This is a genomic window from Cyclobacterium jeungdonense (genome assembly GCF_010994275.1).
In the GTDB taxonomy this organism is placed as follows: Bacteria; Bacteroidota; Bacteroidia; order Cytophagales; family Cyclobacteriaceae; genus Cyclobacterium; species Cyclobacterium jeungdonense.
The window spans coordinates 1050047-1074900 of the sequence record NZ_WMCD01000001.1; the positions used below are offsets into that span (position 1 = coordinate 1050047).

At 43.4% G+C, this 24854-nt stretch carries 20 protein-coding genes; 2 read left to right on the forward strand and 18 right to left on the reverse strand.

Going from position 1 to position 24854, the window contains the following annotated elements:
* Positions 1-4: 4 nt before the first annotated feature.
* From GKS34_RS04060 to GKS34_RS04130, 15 genes are all read right to left on the reverse strand, one after another.
* A complete protein-coding gene (locus GKS34_RS04060) occupies positions 5-1351 on the reverse strand; it encodes an eCIS core domain-containing protein (protein ID WP_163383503.1) in 1347 nt (448 codons plus the stop codon).
* 12 nt (positions 1352-1363) lie between these two features.
* Entirely contained in the window at positions 1364-2863 is a 1500-nt protein-coding gene (locus tag GKS34_RS04065) for a contractile injection system tape measure protein (protein WP_163383504.1), read from the reverse strand.
* A gap of 258 nt (positions 2864-3121) precedes the next feature.
* Entirely contained in the window at positions 3122-5764 is a 2643-nt protein-coding gene (locus GKS34_RS04070) for a hypothetical protein (RefSeq protein ID WP_163383505.1), read from the reverse strand.
* 11 nt (positions 5765-5775) lie between these two features.
* The gene (locus GKS34_RS04075) at positions 5776-8457 is read right to left on the reverse strand and encodes a baseplate wedge protein (protein WP_163383506.1); all 2682 of its coding nucleotides are present in this window, start codon (positions 8455-8457) and stop codon (positions 5776-5778) included.
* Between the two features lie 9 nt (positions 8458-8466).
* Complete coding sequence (locus tag GKS34_RS04080; protein ID WP_205602015.1) at positions 8467-11646, reverse strand: baseplate J/gp47 family protein; 3180 nt, start codon at positions 11644-11646, stop codon at positions 8467-8469.
* A 2-nt stretch (positions 11647-11648) separates the two neighbouring features.
* The gene (locus GKS34_RS04085; RefSeq protein ID WP_317167955.1) at positions 11649-12068 is read right to left on the reverse strand and encodes a GPW/gp25 family protein; all 420 of its coding nucleotides are present in this window, start codon (positions 12066-12068) and stop codon (positions 11649-11651) included.
* A 5-nt stretch (positions 12069-12073) separates the two neighbouring features.
* Positions 12074-12367 carry a PAAR domain-containing protein gene (locus GKS34_RS04090; protein WP_163383509.1) on the reverse strand — a complete coding sequence of 98 codons (294 nt, stop codon included), beginning with the start codon at positions 12365-12367 and terminating at the stop codon, positions 12074-12076.
* 7 nt (positions 12368-12374) lie between these two features.
* Positions 12375-14120 (reverse strand): type VI secretion system tip protein VgrG, encoded by a 1746-nt coding sequence (gene vgrG / locus GKS34_RS04095; protein WP_163383510.1) that lies wholly within the window; start codon positions 14118-14120, stop codon positions 12375-12377.
* Between the two features lies 1 nt (position 14121).
* On the reverse strand, positions 14122-14805 hold the full coding sequence (locus GKS34_RS04100) for a CIS tube protein (RefSeq protein ID WP_163383511.1): 684 nt from the start codon (positions 14803-14805) through the stop codon (positions 14122-14124).
* A 4-nt stretch (positions 14806-14809) separates the two neighbouring features.
* Positions 14810-14959: a DUF5908 family protein gene (locus GKS34_RS04105; RefSeq protein ID WP_163383512.1), complete on the reverse strand. Its 150-nt coding sequence runs from the start codon at positions 14957-14959 to the stop codon at positions 14810-14812.
* Positions 14959-15399 carry a phage tail protein gene (locus tag GKS34_RS04110; protein WP_163383513.1) on the reverse strand — a complete coding sequence of 147 codons (441 nt, stop codon included), beginning with the start codon at positions 15397-15399 and terminating at the stop codon, positions 14959-14961. The genes GKS34_RS04105 and GKS34_RS04110 overlap by 1 nt, the downstream gene beginning before the upstream one ends.
* A gap of 2 nt (positions 15400-15401) precedes the next feature.
* Positions 15402-15830 carry a phage tail protein gene (locus GKS34_RS04115; RefSeq protein ID WP_162339770.1) on the reverse strand — a complete coding sequence of 143 codons (429 nt, stop codon included), beginning with the start codon at positions 15828-15830 and terminating at the stop codon, positions 15402-15404.
* A gap of 33 nt (positions 15831-15863) precedes the next feature.
* On the reverse strand, positions 15864-17837 hold the full coding sequence (locus GKS34_RS04120; protein WP_163383514.1) for a phage tail sheath family protein: 1974 nt from the start codon (positions 17835-17837) through the stop codon (positions 15864-15866).
* 11 nt (positions 17838-17848) lie between these two features.
* Positions 17849-18706, reverse strand: coding sequence for a hypothetical protein (locus GKS34_RS04125; RefSeq protein ID WP_163383515.1), 858 nt, complete (start codon positions 18704-18706; stop codon positions 17849-17851).
* A 2-nt stretch (positions 18707-18708) separates the two neighbouring features.
* Positions 18709-19305 (reverse strand): Pvc16 family protein, encoded by a 597-nt coding sequence (locus tag GKS34_RS04130; protein WP_163383516.1) that lies wholly within the window; start codon positions 19303-19305, stop codon positions 18709-18711.
* Between the two features lie 465 nt (positions 19306-19770).
* On the opposite strand from GKS34_RS04130, the gene GKS34_RS04135 reads away from it, so the two are divergent.
* Entirely contained in the window at positions 19771-20355 is a 585-nt protein-coding gene (locus GKS34_RS04135) for an NAD(P)H-dependent oxidoreductase (RefSeq protein ID WP_163383517.1), read from the forward strand.
* Positions 20356-20359: 4 nt separating this feature from the next.
* A complete protein-coding gene (locus GKS34_RS04140; protein ID WP_163383518.1) occupies positions 20360-22249 on the forward strand; it encodes a monovalent cation:proton antiporter-2 (CPA2) family protein in 1890 nt (629 codons plus the stop codon).
* Positions 22250-22256: 7 nt separating this feature from the next.
* Here GKS34_RS04140 and GKS34_RS04145 read toward each other — a convergent pair whose 3' ends face one another.
* The 3 genes from GKS34_RS04145 to GKS34_RS04155 form a co-directional block, all read right to left on the reverse strand.
* A complete protein-coding gene (locus tag GKS34_RS04145; RefSeq protein ID WP_163383519.1) occupies positions 22257-23930 on the reverse strand; it encodes a DUF6909 family protein in 1674 nt (557 codons plus the stop codon).
* 83 nt (positions 23931-24013) lie between these two features.
* The gene (msrA, locus tag GKS34_RS04150; protein ID WP_163383520.1) at positions 24014-24592 is read right to left on the reverse strand and encodes a peptide-methionine (S)-S-oxide reductase MsrA; all 579 of its coding nucleotides are present in this window, start codon (positions 24590-24592) and stop codon (positions 24014-24016) included.
* A 9-nt stretch (positions 24593-24601) separates the two neighbouring features.
* Positions 24602-24853 carry a hypothetical protein gene (locus GKS34_RS04155; protein ID WP_163383521.1) on the reverse strand — a complete coding sequence of 84 codons (252 nt, stop codon included), beginning with the start codon at positions 24851-24853 and terminating at the stop codon, positions 24602-24604.
* Between the last annotated feature and the right edge of the window lies 1 nt (position 24854).

Sequence of the window (24854 nt, forward strand, 5' to 3'; positions counted from 1 at the left end):
AGAACTATTTCTCCAGGCTATATAAATCCACCAGGCTAAAAAGATCCAATTGGTTGACTTTTTTGTTTTCGATATTTTGATAGATATTATCTAATTGCTCCTCATTGGTTTTAACCAGTTTGGAATCAGCCTCAGCACTGGTATAGCCAGGGTGTCCCCCCCCTCTCCACATGATATTATCCGGATTGGACTGATGATGCAAATCTTTTATCAGCACGCCTAAAAGAGATTTTTCTTCGCCTTTTTCTATCAGGTGTTTTAATCCGGCCGTGTGCCCAACTTCATGCGGAATGGTATTCACATCCGCACCGGATATTATATCGACAATATACTTTTCGTTCAAATAGACGATGGTTCCATAAAATGGGCCTTTGCCATATAGCCCCTTCACCTTTGGGTGGGAATCATCCAAAACCACTAGTAAATGTTCCTTTCCAAGCTGCAAATCGGTTAATTTTGAAATTGCCCGAATGGAAGCGGTAGTAGTAACCTGGTACTGAATCGTAATACCCATGACCTCCTTTTCAATGCTACCCTTAAAACTGTTTTCGATTTGACTTTTAGCGGCGGTAGCGAGGCCAGTGGTATTCATTCCCATATTGCTGCTTTTGTTCCAAACCGCTCCGTCAAAACGTAAATGGATAGCCGCCCGAATGGTTCCCTTATCTATCGCCTGGTACCGTTCGCTTTTACGCCAATGACCCTGAAGGTTTTTAGATTTCAGCCCCTTTTGCTGGATGGTATGGGTGAGTTCATGTGCCAGGAGATGCTTTCCCGCTTTGGTTTCAGGCTGGTAGTTGTTTTCATTGAAGAAAATATCATTTCCATAAGTGAAAGCATGCGCATGCATTATTTTATTCATCAACTGGGAGGATGCATTGGTATGCACTCTGACGGCGCCAAAATCAGCCCGAAAAGCTCGCTCCATTGATTCCCGCGTATCGGCTTCAAGAAGTCTGCCCCGGCCCTTTTCCAGACGAAGCAGCGGTTCGATTTTTTCCGCATTCCGCTGCCTGCTAGCATCGGAAGCTTTTTGGTCTGCCTTGGTTTGAAGCGATTCTTCTTCTTCCTGCATCTGAACCTCTTCCTCGGTCTGGCTCATCACTTGTTCTTCGTCAGATTCGATCATCTGAACTTGCTCTTCATCGGATTGAGTCATCTGAAGGTTATCCTCCGTTTCCTGTTCTTCCGGCTGCTTTTGCAGTAAATTTTCTGATGATTCTTCCTCTTTTGAAGCTATTATTTGTTCGGAACCCATATTGCCTGAACTGAAAAACGGATTATCCTTCCTGTGATGAAAAAACGGATTCATGACCCCCACCGAAGATTTTCTATAAACTGCCTTTTTCATGACTTTAATAAATTACCATTCTACCAATATTAATTTTGAATGCCAGGGAAGCTTTACCAGGGATAAATTCCATGGCAAGCTTTCCAATAATATATCCTGAGGCTTTCGCTCCACATTAAGATGATCAGCCGATGATTGGATGACCAATTTACCCCTGCGATTAATAAATTCGTTTCGGACGGTATCCTTTCCCGTGCTTTTTAGTTTTTCCCAGTGTTCTAGTAAAGAACCTAATAACTTCTCCGTCTTTTCTTTGATGATGTCCGGCAACTTAATTTCCCGTGCAATCGGTATTTGCAAGGGAATTCCACAAAGGTATTTTTCGAAAAGCAGCTCAAAATCAAATGGGTTTTCCTCCCTGTTAGCCAGGTAATAAAGTGAAAGAACGGCCAACTCCTTTTCAAGTAGTTTCCCCTTTTCATCCAAAAACCCGCAATCGGCAAAAAAGGCTTTCAGAAACGGGTGAATCAAAATCAACCCGGCACAATCCACATAATGCCCCTCTTCCTGAAAATTCACTTGTTTTTCTATTTCGTCGAGCTCTATCTGCCTAAATGGCTGCTTTTCGGGTACAAATTCTGGATCATGCCCCCCAAATACCACTTTTTCGAAAAATGTACCCCAAACCCGTTTATCTTCCGTTGAAATCAAGGGGAGAATGGCATTTTTCAATCGGCTTTTACTTTCCTGAGAGAGATTATCACCAAACCACTGGGTCATTTTTTTTGTCTCCTCCGTCATTTTTAGGTGATCAAAAGCCAAGGCAATCAAGATTCCTACCGGTAGATTCCGTTCCTTCGACGGGAATCTTTCTAAAATTCCTTCAATTGTCGGTTTTTCCAGGGTCCCGCAGTCTTTCAGAACTTCCCAAAGAACAGCACTAAGCTCCGAAACGGAATATTGTGAAATCAGTCGATGCCGTACCTGAGGGAATTGCAGGATATATAAGAAGGATTTCCACTTCCTAATGTTTTTTAGTTCAGAAACCAGGAATACCAGCTGAAACCTTTCTTTTGCCAGCTGGCTTTCCAACCACCAGGGTAATAATCCAGTTTGAAGGAAATGCAGCCAAGCCTCAAAAAACCGCTCATCTTTTTGCCTCAGCTGTGGACCTTTCTCTATTTTTTCTTTGGGAAACGGTTCATTTATATTTCCCGGGGAGGTTGCTTCCCCATTTTCTTGATACCTGTAGGCAAAACTTTCAACGGAAGAACGTAATTCGGGCAATTCACCGATAATCTCATTCATTGCCATGCGAATGGGCCTCTCAAAATTCGCCTCACTGAAAAAATCATCCGTTTCGAACTGCAGATCTAAGGAAAGCCGGGGTATCTCCATCGTTTGTTTGCCCAACTGTGCTTCCAATTCATCAAAATAAGCCTCCAGATGAGGTAAAATTTTCTGATAAAAAAAAGTTGACGCCTCTCTTTCCATGAGGTTGCCTGTTTCCTTCGAATTGGTAAAAATGTCCAGGGTAATTTTTTGAATAATATGGTTGCCATTTTTACGCATAATTGATTTGATTCGTAACTATTTTTCTGTATTTTTATTCCTGCATAGTCGCAAGACAAAGCATATTTTACTGGCAATTAAGTATGGAATAGGAAGCAGTCGTAAAGTCAAAATATCTGGAAATTGCGCGTTCTTTTGTGTTGTTTACATCACTTTTGAGTCGTTGCGTTACTAGATTAGAGATTAAAGTCTGTAGAACTAGGAAAGAAGCCCATGAGGGACCAAGCGTCATCCGGAATTTGTACGTTTGGTCCCTTTTCATAGCCGGATTTTTTCTGCAATGCCATCAATTACCCTTCTTCTACCTCCTGTCCTAGGCCCCTCGATGTATATGTCGGCTACATCTGTCCAATCCTCCATCAATGTTTCCATACTGGCCCTATCTGCTTCTCGGGTCAAAACGATGAATAAGGAAGCTTTTGTAGCCTGTTCCTTTTCATGCAATTTAGAGCGCAAGTTCAGAAAACGGAATATCAAATCACTGGTATTACTGGTGTTTCGATAGTCATTAATCATTTCTATACTAGCCCAACTACCCGTCACCCAGTCTCCCGTCAGGTAAAGTTGATGGCTGATTTCCGATTGCTCCAGGACATTCCGAATCTGAGTGATGATACGTTGCAGTGAGGCAGGCAAATCGTCGAAGGTTTGGGGTATTCTGGGCTTATTACTACCGGTAAACCGTGCATCCGTTTTCAACTGTTCAATCAACCAGTACCACTCCCGCCACTTTCCTTTATATTCCCCATAATCGTCATCTTTGTTTACGGGAGCAAATTCTTCCTGCAGTTGAAGGTAGGTGGAGGATCGGTATTTTCTGACCTCTTCACAACGAATGGCATCCAATCTGAAGGTCTGGTCTGCTTTTTCCATGCCATCCTGGGTATAGGTGTACAGCGGACTGTTGATATTTAAGGTTATATCTACGAAACCAATCCTGAATTCATCGTCAAATGGCCGGCTAATCACCAGTCTTTTAAGCACTTCGTCAAAATCAAAAACCAAACCATCTGGAAAGCGTTCGTTTAGCGTTTCGGTGATGGCATGCATTCTGCGTCTCGCTACGGCTTCCAGCGGAATAGTCAAGGTAACCGGACCGCTGATCATCGGATGTCCATTGATAACGTAATCTCTCACCACCAATCGGTAATTTTCTGGTTGTATGCCGGATCGGCGGGGGCTTCCTTTCAGACTCCGGGAAAGGTTGTTCAAATATTTTAAACTACTGATCCATGGATAACTACAAGCCGCCACTCGGATATGGCCAAAATTCGTTTCTCCGGAAGCAGCCACGACCCGGTAGTCCAAAGCCAAATCCCCAAATACCTGATTTTCATTGCTTAATAGGACATACGTTCCCGATTTCGGTACTCCGCCAATTGAACGGAGCGAGGGATGCTTATCCAGAAATGCGCTGAAATCCGAAGAATTGACCGTGAGATCAAAATGATATACCTTAAAATCCAGACCGAACTGTTTCACCATGGATTGAATGGATTGAAACGTACTTTCCGCATCTGTTTCCAAATGTCCTCCAATCAGGTACCGGTCAAGCCCGTTATACTCCATGAGTAAGGGATTGCTTCCCATATCGTAATGAAAACTTACGGGTGCCGCTGGCCATTGCCAATGGAAGGCAAGTTCCGGATTAGGCTGATAATAAAAAGGAATGGAAGGAAAACTGCCATCTGCATGATTCAGTCCACTTGGAATGATCCGCAACCCACCGCTCACATTAAGATCAAAAGAATCTAGCAAGTGGAAAATTTTTCTTATTAGGGAAATGATTTTATTCTGCTGAAGTTCCGCATCGGACAAGGCTGGTGAGGGATAAAAATCATGTCCGAAGGCCTGGTCTTCTATTTTACCAAGAAGCAGGTGCTTTGGAAAAGCATTTACATCTGGATTCGGCCAGCTGTCGAACTCCACCAGGGCCTTCAATAACTTGTTAAAAGTCCCGATCAAATCCTTCATGAGAAGGTAACGATACTGTTGGTATTGATAACTTTCCTCTTCCTCTATGCTAAAATGCAGAAGAAGCAATTCATCCAATTGACTAATTAGGCCTGCAAGAGAGGCGTCTTGCTGCAGTAAAAAGCCGAATTCTGAGCTAATAAGATGCAAACCAGCCTGAAGATCAGCCAGGGTATTTCCTTCAAAAATGGCTTCTCTGTACAATCGGTCCATCTGCAGCATAGAAAGCGAATTCTCTTTTTGGTGGACTACTTTTAGCAGTTGGAGTGAAGATAATGCATTCAGGGCCTCACCTACTTTTCGCTTTCGCAAAAAGATAGGGTCATGACTAATTAGACTTTCCGCTTGCCCTTCATCCATCAACAGAATTCTCAAGCGGCTTACTTGTTCAATACCCTGATTGTCGCAGTTGATATCCCCACATATGTCCTGCGGTTTGGGGTAACACTCCAAGTAAAGAAGAAAAACTTTGTCTTTCCATCCTGGTAATTCTTCCAGCAGTTGTGCTTCTTCGTCGCCTTCCTGACAAAGTTCCCACAGGGGCATTTGTTCACCTCCAGGAAAAAAATAAGGAGTATAGTTGGCATTTTCATCGGAAAATTCACGAAAATGGGAGTAACTTAGTCCCTCGATGCCAATGGTGTTTTCCAGAGGTTCGGATTCCGGTACCTCTTCGTGAAGCAAAAGCAGATCACCGTCTGTTGTAATTCCCACTCCCTGATCGATGGTCACCTGCGGCACTTCTCCCCCCTCATCAAGGGAAACTTTAAACCCATGAACGATTCCGACGCCATGAAGCGCCAATCGCGTCAGCCGATCCTGGTCTTCAAAGTAGGAAATGGATTCGTTTAGCTGCGTGTGGGTGAGTACCTGGTCAGCCTTGTAACGTCTGTAATTGTAAATAACGGAACTCAGTTTGTTTGACATGGCCTATATGATTAGATGGTTCCTAAATTCGATCTTCCTAATATTATGGTATCCCTAAGAGCATTGCTTTCATCTTCCATTTCACAGTTATAAAGCGTGCCTGTGGGATAAATGGAGCGTAATTCAGTTATTGTTTCAATAAACTGTCGGTGGGAAGTGTAACTTCCCTGACTCAACCCTTTTAGAAATTCCTTGTAGGATTCCTCAAATTGGGCCAACTGATCTTCCTGTTCCAGGTTGCCGGTTTGAGACTTTCCGATCCAGCAAATTTTCGCAAGAATGTGGGCGGGTAATTCCTCCCGAATTAGATTTTCCAGAAAATCCCTAAAATCCCTGTCGGCAAATCGAAAGGTATTGCCTGGAAGGACAATGGTGACTCTAAATGAGTAAGGGTCAAGGCAGTTGCCTTGTTGGCAGTCATCTTTGCAAAAGGGCAAAAACGTCTTCTCTACCGATGCCTCCGGATTAAAATCCGGTCGCAACAAAGTGTTTTCTACCAGGAAAATCCCCTCATCGTCAAATTGCTGATCTATAAAATCTATGAAAAAGAGCAATGAAGGTAGCATATTTTGAAAGGAGTAGTACCGGTATTGACTGGCGATAATATAATCTGACGCCTGAGTATCTTGAACGGAGGGATTGATAATACTAAAGGAAAACCTACCTGAAGGAGATATTGTAATTCGGAAACAGCCCAATGTAAATGCCTGATCCGGAATGTCCTCCAATTGCTCAAAATATTGAATCAACGTCTCCCTGGGAAACGCCTTCACTAATTGGATGGCCAGGTAAATTTCTCGGTGGGCCGCTGTACGGCTCGGGTAATCCTCTGTTCCGTTCAGCAAAATGCTGCGGTTTTGATCATATACACGCCATCGAAATACCGCATCACCAGCCGAATTGGTAAGCGGGTAAATCTCGACGAAGGACCGAGCCAGGCTTTTACGCATGAAATTCCGAATTCCTGCCAATAAAGCAACTCTTTCCTCTACTCCCGAGGTATTATTACTATCCCATAAGAAGCTCAGGGGCTGACGGTAATAATTCATGGCAGTAGCCCTTTCCACGCTGAATTTACCATATTCTTTCAAAAAATAGGATTTGGTATCCAGAACCTGTTGATCCGCTCCTTCCCCGTAAATTTTTTTCATGATAAAGGCATACTCACTGAATTTTTCTGCAAACCTGGCCAGCAAGTGATCTTTTATTTTTTGATTACGGGAATTGGACTCATCAAATTCGGAAAAAAGTCCCTCCTGGAAGGAGGTGTGTGTATATTCCTTATTCAAAAAACCTGCTTCATCACCGATATCTGTAATCGCCTGCGAAAAATACGTTCTTTCGGAAGTAGTAAATACGGATAATAACGATTTGACCTGGGACAAATGCTTAAAATAGCTACCTAAAATCTGATCGAAAAAGGTTAAGTAGGCCTTGAACTGCTCGGTCTGAACCTTCCTTTCTTCTTCAATTGACTCCGGCAATCCTACCGGGCCTACTCCATAAACCTCGGGGAAATCATTCCGGATACTGATGTATTCTCCCAAAGGATAGTGTTCCGGTTTCGGCATGGAAGGCTCTTTGGCATTTCCCTGGTATTGCGCATCGTATTTTTCCCTTCGTAATCTATTTTTGTAAGCATTCACTTCACGCTCATTCACGTTTACAGGGAGCAGGCCCTTATAAAAATTAAACTTGCTTTTATCACAAAGTCCCGGCTTTTTGCCCGGATCAATCTGCAAGACCCAGCTACCCTGCACACTTCCATCCTCACAATTGTTGATGCGAATGTCCCGAATGGAATTCACGCCCTCCACCTCCATGACTAATTGGATAATATCTGACTGACGCACTTCCGTTCTTAGCGAAGCTTGCCTTACTTCTTCGGGATCCAGAAAGCCATGATTCAAGGATGGCCCTTCAAACATCTGATCCATGGAATATCCTTTTGCAGTCATTTCCTGGAAAGAATAGAACTGCAAATCCGGAGAAAAATACTGTTCAATTTTCCATTGTATGATAGCCGAAACCTGCTCTTCGTTTGCTTCCGGAGCAATATCAATAATGGCACACACCTGTATCGGCTGGGTAATCACCCCCACTACCTCCACTAAATCTTCACACAGATTTCTGTTGGCGTGATACAATCGGAAGACCTGTTTTCTAATGGATTCAATAGTCACTTCTGGCTCAGTATCTACAATGATGCGATGCAGTCCCTTCAGCTCAAAGGAACGGTGGTATTTTTGAGGCAATCCCTCCCATATACCCGAATCATAGGATAGCTTGAAATTTTTACAATCGGCATACACCGTTTTAGTATAGGACTCCAACCAGCAATTTTTGACTCCTTGCAGGTCGATGAATAGCATCCTGTAATCCAGTTCGGTAAGTGCCTTGCAGGGTAATATCTCAGGTCCCAGATGAAAATGGTCATTAAGGTAATTTCTTTTATCCCCTTCGAAGAGCAAGTCCTGCACAGGTAATGATAGCCGGTAACCTAAATCGGTTATGGCATAGCACAAAACTTCCAGTACGGTAATTCCCGGATCGTGGGTATTGTAATCCGTCCAAATACTACGACTCAATTCCTGTATGTATAAAATGCCTTGCTCTCTTAAAAATAGAAAGTCCAGGTCATCATTACTGCGAATGCTTTTGGATAAAGGGCTATATGGTATAGCTGTTGTCATGAACGTTTTTTAGGTGTTTTCATACAAGGAAATATCGTGTGACCCTGCAGATACCAGAATATGTTTTGGGCTCTTGGGAAATACATTGTCTTTTACTTCTATCTCATTTTTAAATAAAATAGGTTGTTGAATAAAGTCAACATAGTCTAGTTTTTCGATAAAATAAATCAACCCGCTTTTGTTGATGAAGCTGCTAAAATCAATAGCTTGTTTATCACCAGACGTCCAGGGAGATAAGAAAAGAATGAGATCCTGTTCCATTTGATTTCGATAAAAAGCGGCATCCAAACCTTCCTTAAATTGAACCTGAACTTTGATTTTTATTTCCTCGTATAAAGGGTTGATCACCTTCAGTTCCACCTGAGGTGAAATTTTTTCTGACAAAAAGGATTCAATTTGTTCCAGTTTAGCGCTGCTCAAAGCCGGTTTAAACACATCGAATAAATTCTTATTTACCGTATCTGGAACCACAATAACCAAAACTTTCCCGGGAGATAAAAAGGACGTGGGACAGGTATGGTTCAGGCATTTCACTTTATACACCTCCGGAAATTCCTCCAGTACCAAATGCTCGAAATCCCATAATGATACGGCTCTGTTTTTATGTCGTAACCGTTCACTTACCCGGGTATGGAATGCCGCATCAGTTTCAGGTGCTTTTCCTCCATAGGAATTGAAGGGCTGAAACACCGTTTTCACACCAGCCTTTCGTTCTACCATTTTGCTGATGCTTCCTGCCGGTAGGCCGTCCTGCAAATGGCCTAGCTCATTTCTCCTATCCTCAAATCGGGTTTTCACTGCCTGTGCATACACGCTCAACATCCGGCTGCTAGCGTCAAAAGCCTTGGAAGACCGTACACGAATCCACAGCAAATCATCCTGCATTCGGCTGTGTGCTTCAAAGGCTTCCTTTGGCAGGTTCAAAACAAGAATACCAGATCGTAAAAAGTTTTCCGTTTGATTGGAAACCAGGTGTTCCTTTGTCAGCAATTTCCAACTATTACCGGCCAATACCGACCATTTTAGTGCGGTTTCCTGGGTAAAACTAGCATTCGAGGGATTTTCACTACCTTCCAAAACCTGAAAAAGCAGGGACAATTGCTGGTCTTTTAACAATTTTTTGATTCCAATAAATAATTCTCCTCCCTCTCCTGGATAGGCGAGCAAATAATTTTCCTCTGCGGACTGAAAATCTACCGATTTTGTATCGTTTGCCTGGTCAAAATGGCCGAAATCATCCCGATAAAGCAGTTCCAAATCCCCGTTATTCCCCGAATTCAGATCGTACGTTTCGTCGGTTTCAAAACTTATCTCCAAGCTCTCCAACAAGGGTGTATAGGGTTCATTCGGGATGGGTGTTTCGGGTTGGTCGCTGGACATTGCCAATGCATATAGTCTGGGGAAAAGATCATGCAGGAAGGATTGCAAGATCGTAACTTTAATACCACCACCCGCAGAAATATTGGTTTTTCCCGCCTTGGGTGAAATAGCTGCTTCAAAAGTAAAATCGCCCGAATCTCCGACAAACAGAGGGAGACCAACCTGATAATCCGTCCAATCCTGATTATCTGCAATTGAAATGGTAGCCTTGAAGTGATTATTATCTTCGACAATCAGATTGGAAGGGTCGGTATTCACTTTAATCTGACTTTTCAACAATGGTGTCTTTAACCCGCCGGACTCCCATAACAAAAACTTGATCGGCTGGCTCAAGTTCACTACGGGGGTGAAATGCTGGGCCAGAAAACTATCCTTACTTAAATAGTCTCCTCCTAAATCGCGATATCCAAAATACCATTCTTTAAATCCAATCGGGGTATTCGACCACTTTCCGATTAACTGCACCTTGGACGGCTTCTTTCTTTCCCAATCTGGGTACTTTATATAAAAACTGCTTCCTTTTTTTGGTATGCTTCCAAAAGGCTGAAACGGTTTATCCGGGTTAAGTATTCCCAAATCAGATTCCAAAACCGCCTGGCGTATGCCTTTGTATTTTGCATTAATCCTGATATTTTTCAGAGGGGTTTCACTCAGACCTTTGATCCAATGGTATGCCTTTTTAGTGGTACATTTCAAGTCAAACCAAACCAAAGGTGCTCCGCTACCAGTTACCGAACCGTGTATTTTTTCTTGTTGGCCCAATAGTGACGGTTGTTCCTTATCAAGATGCAGAACAATGCTTATTTTTTTTCCTGAAACCGAGCAGCTCATTCCCATTTCGGGGTGGTTGGAAGGAGAAAGCACCACCCATCCCTTTTCGGTAGTACAATGGCAGGAAAACAAATCCACTATATCGGATGGATCGCCGGAAAAGGAAAGGTTTTGTTTGAACTCAAATTCAAACTTAAAATACCGATCGGCGGTGTTCGCAGACCAAAGTGTCGCTGCCGAAACCCCAAATCCAAAAGTTGCGGATTGAAGAGCAGGCGACTCCTGACTATTTCCTGAATGTCCAAACGGCCACCAGCCTTGATTTTCTGAGGAAAACGAACTACCATTGCCATCCAAAGAATCCGCAATCTGGCTAATCCGGATTTGCTTACCGGAATCGTCTACGTACCTGTTTTTCAAAACCGCGACCTCGGCAAGATTCGGAAAGAAATCCCTTAAAGAACGGTAATGCCGCGCTATTCCCAATTCGTCTTTTCCACCGTCAAATAAAGTCCCTTCCGGTAGGTGAACCGGCAGGTTTTTTGCCATTTCAAGCACCAGAAAGGCCTCGTCAGGTCGGGCCGGATTTTTAGGTATGTTCAAAACAGAACGGTAATAAAAATCCAAATGCCGCTCAGTTATTCCGTTTAAACGCTCTCGGGAATAACCCAATAGCTTGAGAAAAGCTATCAAAAGACCAAGTTGTGGGGCAAGGTCACCTGAATTTGAAAAATGGGCGAGTTTTTCCCGAAGACTTCTTTCCAGGTTTACATATGCCTCTGTTCCTTTTGAGGGCATCTCTTCAAGTTCAACAAGATCCGAAAAAAATACCTGCCAGTTTTGGATGGCTGAAGTGGAACCTGAGGAAGATAAAAAAGGAATAAATCGGGCAAAATTATGCGCAAAAAACACCCAGTCTTCCACATCCAGCCCCATAAGATCCAAATTTTCAGGATTCAGGGCAGCATGCATCCTGTCTTCCTGGGAAGTACCTTTTCGCCACAAAATTTTCAATATGTTCAGGTTTTCCGGCTGCATAGTTATAAACGACCACTTCCTTCATTCAGGTAATAGGGGTAAACGAGATTCATTCTGGAGTTGGTCCCTCTTACATGGTAGGTCAAATCAATAATTAGCTTTCCTTCTGTATTTTCATCTTCTTTAATCGTAATTTTTTCTACTTCTATCCTGGGTTCGTGGTACAAAATGGCGGTACGAATCAATTCTGAAACATAGGTAATCGTGGTTCTATTCAGCGTGCCGAATTGTAGTTCATCCAACTGACAACCATATTTGGGCTGCATGATTCGTTCTCCCAACCGGGTGGATAGTAAAATCCACAGACTTTCCTGAATATCTCTTGTACCTGAGGACATATTCACAGATTCGGTCTTCTCATCGAATGAAGGAGGAAAACGCCATCCCCTTCCCAAAAATCCCATTTCTTCTTCCATAGCCATTTCTGTTAGCCAATTAATACCGTTGGCAGTCCGGCTACGATCGAACCGCCGTGTGTGGTGCTGTCACCCATCCTCGCCGCAGGCATTCCTCCAATAAAAACCGTAGAGGAGCCAGCAACGATGGTATCAGGAGGACCCGAGCAGGTAGCCATGTCGCCAACTTTTGCGGCCGGCAGCCCTCCTATTAGAACGGTTGGCTCCCCGGGTGGCATGATCGGGCCACCTACGTGAGGCACTCCTCCCGGGTTGACCATCGGGCAAACATGCATGTCTGTAATTCTTGCAGCAGGCATTCCCATATCACATCTAGTTTATTTGAATTAAAGCGCCTTTAACAGTAGTGGTAGCACTGCTGGACAAGGTGGAACCGGCTGATCCTTCAGCAGAAAACTCAGCCTGAGCCATTATTTTCACATTTGAACCTTCCAAGGAAAGGTCACCAGAACTTTTGATTGTAATGTCACCGGAACTTTCGAAAACCATTCCCCCGCTGTCCATTACTACGGTATTTCCATGGTCATCTTTCAGTGTCACCTGGTCACCGTCATCGTCCAGAAGGAGTGTTTTTCCGGAGGGCATTTCCAGACTCAAAGCCCCCAACTCGTCATCAATTGTGATTTTTATTCCAGCCCGGGATACGTATCCCTTTTTGTGGTTGTCGTTGGTACCTGGAAAGGGACTAGCATTGCTGCTACTAAACAAGGATCCCAATACAACCGCCTGATTGGGGTCTTCGTTGATAAATCCAACGATAACTTCATCGTCTATTTCGGGACGAAATACGAACCCCCTTTCCTGCCCGGCATCCAGACAAGCCAGCCTGCACCAGATTCCCTGTTCTTCCTCATTGATGACCGGTAAGGTTACCATAATTCGCTCTTCCCCATCAGGATCATCCTCTAGCTGGGAAACCTTTCCTATCTGGAGCCCTTTGACAGCGGCATACAAGCCCGATGCCGGTTGCGTGTGGATAGGATTAGCTTCTGAAAACCACTCCGGATCCAAACCAAATTGAACATCCACGGTCCAGTTGCCTGCGGAAATCTGATGCTGTACACCAGACACATAGGCCGTACCGGAAAACCGGTCACCCACCCCACTCAGCTCAATCAGCTTTCCCGGTAGCACCTGAGGAATTCCCTGAAATTTCACCCTTCCGCGTATTTTTGCCAATTGCCGGATCAACCAATTTGCATCGGCCCAATCCTGAAGACTTGTCTCCGAAACCCGGCCTCCATTTCTTAATTCCAACGGCCCGGCTCCCATCCTTTCCGATAGGTTTTCAGCACTGATATTCCCATTTAAACTTACTCCAGGATCAGCACCTTCAATTTTCACCATTCCTTGATCCGTTGTGTTCCAGCCATAAGATGCTACTGTTGAAAATTGATTCCTACCATCCATTTCGGCATCAAACTCCAAAATATTGGCTCCAAAAGTAGCCGTCTCCAACGGTCTTTGGCCTACGTCAGGCCTGTTTACCTTTACTTTCCCATCCTCTACCTGTACCACCCTACCATTGGCCTGAGCACGTGTGACCAAAAAGTCCCAATCCGAACATTGGTATTGGATCAATTCCGGATGCGTGTAATGGGTGGATTCCACCTCAGCTTCCAACTCGTTTCTTTGAATAAGCACTTCCATCAGGTCACTATCAGCCTGATCATAATAGTATCCTGATTTTCTACCCTGCGTCATTTTGTAAGCTTTGTCCCGGCAATCCATTACCAACTGTTGCCTCCCATCCCTGATCCGCAATTTGTGGTTGGTAATAACTCCTTTAAAAACCCGAGAATTGTCGTTATGATATCCGCATAAAATTTCTACTTCATTGCCTGGTAAGAAGGTTTCTTCATTGCTGAGAGGAAAATCCCGTCTGGCGACATCACCGTCAATTAGAGTGAGCCTGGCATAGGGAATCCGGTTGATTTCTCGTTGGATAGATACTGATTGAATTTGTACCGTACCCGGAACGGACTGTCCCTGAACGAGCAGTTCCAGGGTAACCAAATCTGAACTTCTCCCAGTTTGGATTACATCGTTGTTAGGCATATCATTGTTTTTGAAGGGGTGGGAAATAGAGCGTCTGTCCGGGTTTTAAGTTCCTGAAATTTACCAGCTTATTCGCCCTGGCTACCTCCAGGTAGTATCCAGGGTCTCCATAAATTCTTTGCGCCATAAGGGGAAGGTTTTCCCCTGCTTTTACTACGCGGTAATGGGTCAGATCCGGAGAACTGTTATTCTCTTTTGCTGCCCGAAGGTTGTCCTCAACGAACCCCTTGAATTTGGCTTTTGCCAGGGCTCGTAATGGGGTCCCATCCGAGCGAAACAACTTAAACTCTAGCGACATTTCTGTGAGGCAACCTTTGAACAATAAACTGCCCCAGGAAATCATGACATAATTGGGTTTATGTTCTTCCCCATTATAATCCAAAATCACTTTTTTAAAGTGTTCGATATCGTCGATTACCCCATCTTCCAGCGCTTCCTTACCGGGCACAATGCCCGTGCGGTCAAACAGGAAATCCAGATCAAGTTCCTCCGGAAGTTTTTTATTAAAGCGGGTAGGCGCTGCACTGGTCCCAGGCGCCTGATCTTCGTTTTGATCTATCTTGTATTGGTACAGGTATTTCTCTGGGTTTAATAGGGTAGAGAATTCCCCATCAGCCACCTTTTCATTAAATTCCGGGTCGCTGTATGCGATTAATTTCAATTTTTCCAGCTTTCCTTCACTCATGCTTTTACCTTTCTTTTTGAAGTTTGAGCAATTCCATAACCTGCTCCACGCATATGGCTACCAGTTCATCCTTTCCGGTACTTTTTCCTTTCGTCGTTTTTCCCGAATCATCCACATTGATTTTAATGTGCAATTCTTTAATTTCTATGGGCATCAATCTAAAATTTTAAAATAGTGGTATGAAAATTCGAGGGTTTCTATGACCAGTTTGCTTTCCTGCGCATTAAAATCATCTATTGCCCATTTGACCGGGAAGGCATGGACTACATTCCAGGTCCGCAAAGGCTCGTGCTTTTCATTCAAAAGGCGAATGGTGAGATCTTTGGGTGCGAATTCAAAACCCTCCATGGCATCTCTGCACCATTGGATCAGCTCTGATTCTACCGCCATTCCTCTTTTCAAAACCAGGTTCGGGTATTTGGTTTTTACCGGAAACTTATGCTTGAACCTGTTTTCACCCCCTTCAGCAAATTCCTCTGTCTCCATATCTACGGATAGTCCGGAAACGGACTGAAATTGAGTTTCAACATCTTCTTCCAGTCCGGTAAAACTGACAGAAAAATGAAAACCTACTGGCGGGTAATCATAAGCCATACCTATTCGTTTTGAATGCTCAGACCCTCATGAACTAACTCCATGCTTTCGATCGCCACCTCATTGCCATCTGCTTTTAAATCTGTCGATTGCACTTTGGTAGGCCAGGCATTTTTTACTTTCCAGACCACCACGGGCTCGTGTTCCTCATTCAATAGCGATATGGTAATGTCTCTCCTTTCTATTTGATTAAGTTGTACCGAATTCCACCAGGCATAAAACTCATTATCACTGGCAAACGTCCCTCTTTTGAGGGTAATGTTGCTAAATTTCTGCATCCCTGGCATTTTGGTCTTACTGTATTCGGGACTTGCCCCGTGCCGGTATTCGATGACCTCCGTTTCTACGTCCAGGCCAGAAACTTCTGTAAATCCTATATTCGTTCCAGCCCATTCTACCTGGAAGTGAAACTTAGATAATGGATAACTCATGGTTTGTTACATTTTAGGGTGAAAATTTCGTAATCAGGATTCCTGCATTTTGTGAGAAAATTTCAGGATTATAAATTCGGCGGGCCTTACTACTGCCATACCGATTTCCACAATCATCTTTCCTTCCAATACATCCATGGCAGTCATAGTCTGCCCCAGACCAATACGTACATAAAACGCATGCTCTGGTTTTGCACCTGCCAATGCGCCTGCTCGCCATTGCTGGATCAGGAAGTTTTCGATCATGGCACGCACTTTCACCCAGGTATTGGCATCGTTTGGTTCGAACACAAATTGTTCGGTGGCCTTTTTTGTCGATTCTTCTACCATATTGAAAAACCTTCTGACCGACACATAGCGCCATTCATTATCGTTACCTGCCAGCGTTCGCGCTCCCCAAACAAGGGTGCCTTTTCCGGTAAAAGAGCGGATGGCATTAATGGATTTACCAGCAATGGTATCCACATTCAGCCTGTCCTGCATGTCATTGGTGATTTTAACGCTTGGTTTTACCACATAATTTAAAGAAACATTTGCCGGGGCTTTCCAAACGCCAATATTTGAATCTACCCGTGCATACACCCCTGCTACTAATGAAGACGGGGGTAATATGACTTTCAGCTTATTGATTTCAGCCTTGATGATATTGTAAGTGGCACTATCGATGGCCTCAACTTCGCTCAGAGAAACGCCTTCCAGTTCTCCTTCAGAAACCATATCCAGTTCTTCAATATCCAATAAAGCATCCAGAATGGTGGGATCAATTAAATCCAGAATCCCTTGCAAAAGGGCGTTAAAGTCGGTTGCAGTAAGGGTTGTTTGAGCGTCAGTAGAAGCTTGCTTAACAGCTGCCCCATTGACATCATCATTGAGAATATCCAAATGACCCTGGAGACCCTGGATCAAAGAAGGTAAATTTGCAGCATCCTCTAGCTCATCATTCAATGCATTAGAAGCCTCGGTAGCAACCGTAGCTAAGGTTGCGTCCACTTCCTGTGCGAGTGCTGCCACGTTATTGGTATTCTCGACTACTTCAGTCATCAGGCCGGCAAAGGCATTCAACCCATCCACTATTCCCTGTAATGGATCGATTACCGTTGATTTCGAGGTGACCGCATTTTCGTCCGTTCCTGCCTGAATGACTGTATTGGCATCAGAAAATGCCGTAACATCCGCAGGCAAATCTGACATAATTACTTCCGCTTCCAGTAAAATATCATCTACCTCCTCCAGTATATCTGAAACAGGGGACGCATCCGCTATGATGTGCGTTATTTCGATTTGCTCTGGATCGTATTCGTAATTTAAAATGGTTTCCAGATAAGGGAAATAGGCCGCTCCATATTTTTTTTGTTCCAGATCCGAGGTAATCATTTCTCTGATTCCGGTTTCTAGCGAAATTTCCGTTTCCATATTATTGGTATAGGTATCCAAAATAGTAAAACGATCTCGCATCTTTCGGCATAAAGCCAGGGCGTTATTATACAAAGAATAAAACTCACTGGCATCCGGCAGAGAAGTAGCATCCGGAAAAAGAATCAGCGTAGGTTCATCCTCTTTTTCCAATTCCTGCAAACCCACGTTTAAAGCAGCCAATGTTACAGGAGTTATTGGATCGGCATCTGCATAAACCCCTACTGAGATAATGTAACAGGGACCACCACCATTGGCAAAATAAGCCTGCAAGGAATAAAACATTAAAAAAGGAGACTTATCTTCCGGATCGGGTTGCTCAACCAATATGTTTTTCTCTCCTAATTCTTCGGTTACCTGAACTTTAATTTCCGTTTCGGGTTCCGGTCCACCAAAAAAAGTCTCGTATTCCAATAAGGATACAATTCTCTTAGGTTGGTTCGAAAGGGTTTCGGTAGTATCTGCTTCTTTTTCACGGGCTTTTTCGGTGTATCCGATAAATGCCGGTATGGCGGTTTCTACCTGTGCTACGGATGGAGGAAATTTAGAAATTTCTTCAATGTAGACACCCGGGGTTCTGTAATTTGCTGCCATGATTCATCCTGTTAAATTGTGATCTCTGAATAATAATTGTTTCCATCTGAACTAATACGTTTACTCCCCGGATTGGGGAACCTAAATTGACTAATTGATCCCGCATCCACGTCGAAATCGGCTTCCGGATCAAGTTCGACAAAGCCATTTTTTGTAAGCGGTTTGGGTTGGTTGGTTTCTATTTCCGTTCCACTGGAGGCATGCAAAAACCTCCAATAGGTGCTTCGGTTATTAAAGTGAATTTTAAAAACGGTAGGATTTATTTTAATAGATTGATTGATATTTATCACGTTTCGCATCCCCGATTCTCCCTGCATTCGTATTAAAATCAAACCTACTGGGGAAATTCCAGGATCCAAACGTGCGTATTTTTCCAACAATAGATGAAAATTTTCATCTGTTATCAGCCAATCTTCAGAAAAGTATTCGGCATCATTTTCCAGGGAAATCGGATGGAAACTCATATTCTCTGGTTCTTCTGGTTGAAAGTTGGAAAACAGCATTTTATTCCCAACAAGAAAGGGCATGTCGGTGTAATTTTCAAAATGCGGATCCTTGTATTCAACCGTAAAAGCTAGTGTCAACTCCTGCTCAATCGGAATAAAACTTTCCTGAGGCGCATCCTCGCTAACTCTTACCAAGATTCTAAGTTTACTGGGACTATTTTTTAAAAGGAATTGAAAGCGCTCAAATTTTCTCCGGGTTTCAATCGTTGGATTAATTTTCAAAAAGGACTCCCAACGATAGTTATCCAGAGTTCTTTCTTTATCAGCGTCTGCCATGGTTTCAAACCGCTCCTCCCCATTATTTAAATGGAAATCGTGAAGGATATCAACAGAAAACAGGGTTTTATAATCCGCGGCCAACATAATCAGGATTGGTTTTTTAGGTCGGAACGAACACTCTGAATCAATGGCCCCTCGGACTGGCTCATATCCCTTTCCAAGGGAAGTAAGTTTAGCTGGTACAAGGCGGATGGAAATTGTTTCCCCCCGAGAGTTCCCCAGATAAAATTCAACTCCTCGAAAGTAGGCGTGTATAACTCCATGGTAAACCGAAAATTTGCCACCTGCTGCATGGAGTCTAGTTCCCGGTCAAAGACAGTATTCCCCTGCGTAAACAATTTTTTTCCTTGAAAAAAAGAAATTACGGTTGATAAATCTTTAAGGGATTTGCTGTACATATTGCGGTTGGCTGAAAACAATAAAAATAAATGCAGGTGGATAACCCGATTCCGGTATTGAACCTGATCCTCCCTCAACTGATGATTTTGAAAATTCTTCATGGTTCCTTCCTCGTGGAGATTTACCAGGGTAAGTACCATTTTATCCCGCATGGCATCTGCTGCTTCCGAAGATCCCTCTGCCAGGGCGATGTTATCTATAATCAATTGAGAGTCTTCCAACCCCATTTCCTGAAAGTAGTGATTTACCTGCTCGCTTAGAATCTGAAAAACTTCAAAAATCATAGGTACTCCTGCTAAATTTCACGCATCGAAAAGATATTGTATTTCTGAGCCTAAAAACGCCCGCTGCGATTTACCTTGAGAACGCCATTTGACATATATTCGGATTCACCCGACAAGCCAAAGACTCAATTGGTAGAATAGCTACCTTTCTACATCGAATAGTGACTAAATTTCGTCGCTCCGTATACTGTCAAAATTTAACACTACCTTTTCAAATTTGAAAGAAATTTACTTTAAATCCAAGTGATTGAATAAAAATTTACAAGGTAAAAAATGAGTATTTGCGTATAGAAAAATAAAGTTTTAATCGGATATTTCTTTTATAGTACTTAACGATTAAAAAAAAATATTAATCGATTTTTTATTTTCTCCCCTACCTATTGGAAACATTTAATAAAACTCTTTTATTCATATACTGGTGGTAATTTCCTTATCTATCCCACTATTGCAAACCAACTTGATATTATGAAAAATATTCTGGTCGTTATGGCCCACCCCAAATTTGAGCATTCCAGAATAATCAAAGGCATGGTAAACGAGATCCAAGAGATGCCTAATGTGACTATTCGTGATTTGTATGAACTGTACCCGGATTTTAATGTGAAGGTCCAACCAGAACAAGAATTTCTGCTGTTGGCAGACCTGCTTATTTGGATGCACCCGGTCTACTGGTATTCTGCCCCAGCATTATTGAAACAATGGATAGATTTGGTTTTGGAATTCAATTGGGCCTATGGGCCCAGAGGGAATTATCTTAAGGGGAAGTTGGTCTTTAGTGCCATTAGTACCGGAGGAACTGATGCAGCGTATACGACCAATGGAAAACACGGGCACGATCTAGCCGATTTTTTGCTTCCTTTTCGTCAAACTGCAGCCCTGTGTGGTATGAAGTACCTGCCACCATTTCATATCGGAGGGACCCACGAGATTGAGCCCCAGAAAATCAAGCAAGAGGCATTGTTGTTAAAATCGCTACTTGATTCCCTGTCCCAAACCGGGGATCATTCAAAGGTAAACCTGTTACCAAAGCTCAACCATTTTAATCCTTAAAAATATGGAGAATGGATTTCTATACCAGGCAATGATCTACTTGTCAGCGGCTATCGTTTGTGTGCCAATAGCTAAAAAATTGGGGATGGGTTCGGTACTGGGCTATCTGCTTGCAGGTATGATCATTGGCCCCTTTGTGCTGGGGTTTATAGGGGAAGAGGGTGAAGATATCCTTCATTTTGCAGAGTTTGGGGTGGTCATGATGCTTTTTCTTATCGGATTAGAGCTAGAACCTGCAAAACTATGGAGCATGCGAAGCATGATCGGCAAGGTGGGGTTATCTCAAGTTGTCCTTACTACTCTTCTACTCCTATTGGTTTTAAAAGTACTGGGTTTGCCATGGAAGCAGGCACTAGCTATCAGTTGCTCGCTGGCCCTTTCTTCCACCGCGATCGTGTTACAATCCCTGGGAGAAAAAAATCTTTTAAACAGTGCTGCTGGGAAAAACTCCTTTGCTGTATTGCTGATGCAGGACATAGCGGTGATCCCCATTCTTGCCTTGCTCCCGCTGCTGGCTATGGATTCAGAAATGGTTCCAGAAGCAGCACTCCATAGTCCTATCTCCCAATTTTCCGCACTTGTACAAACTTCATTCGTTTTTGGAGCCGTAATTTTTATCGTCGTCTCCGGCCGGTACCTGCTTGTTCCTTTATTGCGACTCGTGGCAAAAACCAGGCTTCGCGAACTGTTTGTCGGCTCTGCGTTACTCATTATTGTTGGCATTGCATTTTTGATGGAAATGGTAGGTCTCAGCCCGGCATTAGGTGCCTTTCTTGGGGGCGTGGTACTGGCAAATTCCGAGTTTAAACATGAATTGGAAAGCGATCTCGAACCCTTCAAAGGGTTGTTACTGGGATTATTCTTTATTGCCGTAGGGGCGTCCATTAATTTTGGTTTAATTGGTGAAAATTTCCTGGTTTTAGTAGCAGCAACCTTATCCCTATTGTTGTTAAAAAGTACCCTGCTTTTTGGAATCGGGAAGTATAACAAATTAGGTACGGATCAAAATCTGATCTTTTCCCTCGGTTTGAGCCAGGTGGGTGAATTCGCTTTTGTTACCTTTTCGTTCGCCTCACAGTTGTCCATACTCGATGCCTCAACTACGGAGTTTTTGATGGCCATCACCGCACTAAGCATGGCATGCACTCCTATCCTATTGCTGATCAATGAAAAATGGATACTTCCCAGGGTAGGTACCCGGGAACGAGAATCAAGAGAACAGGATTCAATTCATGAAAACAACAAGGTAATTTTAGCAGGATTCTCCCATTATGGCAGTACTGTCGGTCGTTTTCTACGGGCCAATGGGGTGCAGGCCACCATTTTGGACTTCGATTCAGATCGGGTGGATTTATTGAGAAAAATGGGATTTGAGGTGTACTATGGAGATGCCACGAGGGTGGATTTACTTGAAATGGCCGGAGCAAAAAATGCCATCATTTTTATTTCCGCGATAGAAGATCCGGATACCAATATCCGATTGATAGGCTTACTCCGAAAACACTTTCCCCATCTCGAACTGATGATGCGTGCCCAAAACCGGGCAGATGCTTTCGAGATGATGGAGATGGATGTCCAGCATATTTACAGGCAACATCTAGAAAGCGCTGTTCGAATGGGTAGGGATGTATTGATAAAATTAGGTTTCCGAGCCTTCACCGTACAGCGCCTGGCCCAAAATTTCATTAATTACGACGAGGAGGCACTCAAAGAGTTAATTAAGGTGAAAGATGATAAAAAAGCCTATATTTCAACCATTCGGCGCACTATTTCCATGCAGGAAGAACTGTTAAGTTCCGAATTACATCGTCGATTTAGTCTGAATGACCATGCCTGGGATGCTTCTGTGATCAAAGAAGGACTTAAAGAGCAAAAAGAAAAGGATAATTCTTAGAAAATGGCTACCAGGCTTTCCCTATCTTCTCCAAAATTTTATAGGTAATCAGGTAGGTAGGGCGAACACCGTCTTTGCCCAAAGCACCGGAGGCCAGTGTGCTTCCGGTTTCCAGGGGATTGTCTGATGCATAATAGGCATACATTACTTTTACACTTTTGCGAATACTGTTTCGAATCTTGCTGGCAGATTGAATCGCTTTTTGGTAGTGGGCCCCCTCCATTTCCAACCCAATGGCCTGCCAGGAGGAGTCCATAAAATAACTTAGCACATCCCGGTTTTGCAGTGAGGTGCCCAAGACGGTGATCATTGGCCCCTCGTATACACCTAAACCGTACCCTTCAAAATCTTCTGGATCCAATTCATTTTTAAACGGATAATTATCCGCAGTGCCTTCAAAAACATGGGAATTAGGAATCATAATATCTCCTTTTTTACCTTCCAGAATTCCCGCTTTCCCCATGATTGAATTTGAAATGATATTTAGTGGCATTTTTTGCTGGCCACTTTCATAAGGCTTCAGTAACTCATCAAAGCACTCGTAGGCTTGTTCACCAAAGGCGTAATCCATGACCACCAGAACCGGCCTTTTTTTGCTTTCTTTAGGCAAAGGCAAACCCGGTAAAAGCGTACCGGACTCCATCTTTCCGGTATCGATTATTTGTACTCCGATATTGGTACCTGAAGTATCTGGAACAGCAGTCAAGCCGTGATTCCTGGCGTACTCCAGCATTTCCTTTTCCCTATGGCCTTTGGATTGAAGGCTTATTTTCAATGCCATTTCCTCAATCTCTTCGTAACTTTCCAGCCCAAGGGCCTGGTGTCCGTAGATGGTATTGACCACGCTGTGTAGATTGGCACTGATTACGTGCAATGGGCGCTCTAGCAGGTTTTCTTCGTCCAGTACCTCTTTGATCGTATTGGCCCAGCTTTCACCATACACATGGTGCCCCACCCGTTCTCGAAGGGTTGCAGAAAAGGAAACTTCCCGGTCATTCCCCTCTAATGCCTCCTCCATTGACAATCTTCCCATGTGGTAAATGATAGCAAAGAGGCTATTACTATTCTGTGAAGTCTTGAATTTCTGTACGGCAGATTTGGTCTCTTCAAAAGTCCTTCCCGTAAGATGGGTTAAATAGGAACAAGCCGCCTCTTCATTGAACTCCTCTCCATTTTCTTCCTGGCGTACTACTTGTTGAAGTTTCTTCCAGTTTAAGTTAATTCTGCCTTTTGGGTCACTGCTATTTTTCCTGATTTTCTCAGACTCGATAAATAGAAAAGTAAGGTGGGTCAGAATATCGTATATGTCACTCTTACCCCGGGTCATTTCCACATACATTTGTTCCTCATCTACCCGGTAGCAATTTCGCTTTCTTTTGGCTGGAACCAAAACGGAAAATCCGGAATCCGCGTACCCTTCCCTACTGATAAGCCGAATGTACCGACACTCTTCGATTCCTCTGGGTAATCGCTCCATTACGTACAATAAGCCATCCAACTCCAACTTTTCCGGGTCATTGACCAAACCATAAATTTCAGGACTTAAGGTGAGCAGCGCCTGTACCAAAGACTCACCCGAAACTCCCGTAGGCTTGTAATTTCCCCGCATGAAAAGGTGACGCATGGTAATGTACAAACGCTCGATTGCAGATCTGGATTCCTGAGCTTTGGTTCGCTTCATAAAAGTAATGGCAGTAAAATTTGTACAAACTTACTACTTTTTACCGGGCTGGGGCCCTGTTCAAGCGGTTAAAAAGTAAAAAATCAGCTATCCAACTTTAACTTTCCTGCAAATCCCTTTTTAAATTTTTCAACTTTTGGTCGAATCACAAATTGGCAATAAGGTTGATTACCATTTGATTCATAATAATTCTTATGGTACTCCTCTGCGGGGTAGAAGTTGTAAAAAGGGGTAATTTCGGTTACAATTGGGTTATTAAATGCCCCAGATTCATTCAAAGATTGCTTGAGTTTAAGCGCCTCCTTTTGCTGGCTTTCTGAATGATAAAAAATAACGGATCGGTATTGAGGGCCCACATCCGCCCCCTGACGATTTAGGGTGGTTGGATCATGGCTAGACCAAAACACCTCCAGCAACTCGGAAAAAGAGATGATTTCAGGATCGAATATCACATGGACCACCTCTGCATGACCCGTCGTTCCAGATACAACGTCCTGATAAGACGGATTTTCCACGTGCCCTCCTGAAAATCCAGACTGTACGGTTTCCACTCCCTTAAGTTTTTGAAAAACGGCCTCCGTACACCAAAAACAGCCGGTTCCAAATGTAGCTACGGCCTTTTGATTGGGTACGTTTAGGGAAGTTTTTGGAAGGTTGCTCATAACTGTAGACTATTTTAATCTTATGGTAACAGGATCCGTCAATGAAAAGTTTGCCCCAATTGGCTCTCCATTGACTAAGATGTCCAACAATCCTTCTTTCTGAAGCCAAGTCAGGGCGCATTTTTCTTCCTCCAGAAATAACTGCCAGTCTCTTGGATAGATCCAACGCAACACATCCGTGGGGTTAAAATAGCTCCCTTTCTTTCTTTGGGCCATTTCCATGGTGGCCAGTACCAATATGCCTTCTTCCAGGTAATCCATT

Bases quoted from the DNA above. Each gene is read 5' to 3' on its own strand.
- GKS34_RS04060 (WP_163383503.1), bottom strand. From the start codon at position 1,351: ATGAAAAAGGCAGTTTATAGAAAATCTTCGGTGGGGGTCATGAATCCG.
- GKS34_RS04065 (WP_163383504.1), bottom strand. From the start codon at position 2,863: ATGCGTAAAAATGGCAACCATATTATTCAAAAAATTACCCTGGACATT.
- GKS34_RS04070 (WP_163383505.1), bottom strand. From the start codon at position 5,764: ATGTCAAACAAACTGAGTTCCGTTATTTACAATTACAGACGTTACAAG.
- GKS34_RS04075 (WP_163383506.1), bottom strand. From the start codon at position 8,457: ATGACAACAGCTATACCATATAGCCCTTTATCCAAAAGCATTCGCAGT.
- GKS34_RS04080 (WP_205602015.1), bottom strand. From the start codon at position 11,646: ATGCAGCCGGAAAACCTGAACATATTGAAAATTTTGTGGCGAAAAGGT.
- GKS34_RS04085 (WP_317167955.1), bottom strand. From the start codon at position 12,068: ATGGCTATGGAAGAAGAAATGGGATTTTTGGGAAGGGGATGGCGTTTT.
- GKS34_RS04090 (WP_163383509.1), bottom strand. From the start codon at position 12,367: ATGGGAATGCCTGCTGCAAGAATTACAGACATGCATGTTTGCCCGATG.
- vgrG (WP_163383510.1), bottom strand. From the start codon at position 14,120: ATGCCTAACAACGATGTAATCCAAACTGGGAGAAGTTCAGATTTGGTT.
- GKS34_RS04100 (WP_163383511.1), bottom strand. From the start codon at position 14,805: ATGAGTGAAGGAAAGCTGGAAAAATTGAAATTAATCGCATACAGCGAC.
- GKS34_RS04105 (WP_163383512.1), bottom strand. From the start codon at position 14,959: ATGCCCATAGAAATTAAAGAATTGCACATTAAAATCAATGTGGATGAT.
- GKS34_RS04110 (WP_163383513.1), bottom strand. From the start codon at position 15,399: ATGGCTTATGATTACCCGCCAGTAGGTTTTCATTTTTCTGTCAGTTTT.
- GKS34_RS04115 (WP_162339770.1), bottom strand. From the start codon at position 15,830: ATGAGTTATCCATTATCTAAGTTTCACTTCCAGGTAGAATGGGCTGGA.
- GKS34_RS04120 (WP_163383514.1), bottom strand. From the start codon at position 17,837: ATGGCAGCAAATTACAGAACCCCGGGTGTCTACATTGAAGAAATTTCT.
- GKS34_RS04125 (WP_163383515.1), bottom strand. From the start codon at position 18,706: ATGTTGGCCGCGGATTATAAAACCCTGTTTTCTGTTGATATCCTTCAC.
- GKS34_RS04130 (WP_163383516.1), bottom strand. From the start codon at position 19,305: ATGATTTTTGAAGTTTTTCAGATTCTAAGCGAGCAGGTAAATCACTAC.
- GKS34_RS04135 (WP_163383517.1), top strand. From the start codon at position 19,771: ATGAAAAATATTCTGGTCGTTATGGCCCACCCCAAATTTGAGCATTCC.
- GKS34_RS04140 (WP_163383518.1), top strand. From the start codon at position 20,360: ATGGAGAATGGATTTCTATACCAGGCAATGATCTACTTGTCAGCGGCT.
- GKS34_RS04145 (WP_163383519.1), bottom strand. From the start codon at position 23,930: ATGAAGCGAACCAAAGCTCAGGAATCCAGATCTGCAATCGAGCGTTTG.
- msrA (WP_163383520.1), bottom strand. From the start codon at position 24,592: ATGAGCAACCTTCCAAAAACTTCCCTAAACGTACCCAATCAAAAGGCC.
- GKS34_RS04155 (WP_163383521.1), bottom strand. From the start codon at position 24,853: ATGGATTACCTGGAAGAAGGCATATTGGTACTGGCCACCATGGAAATG.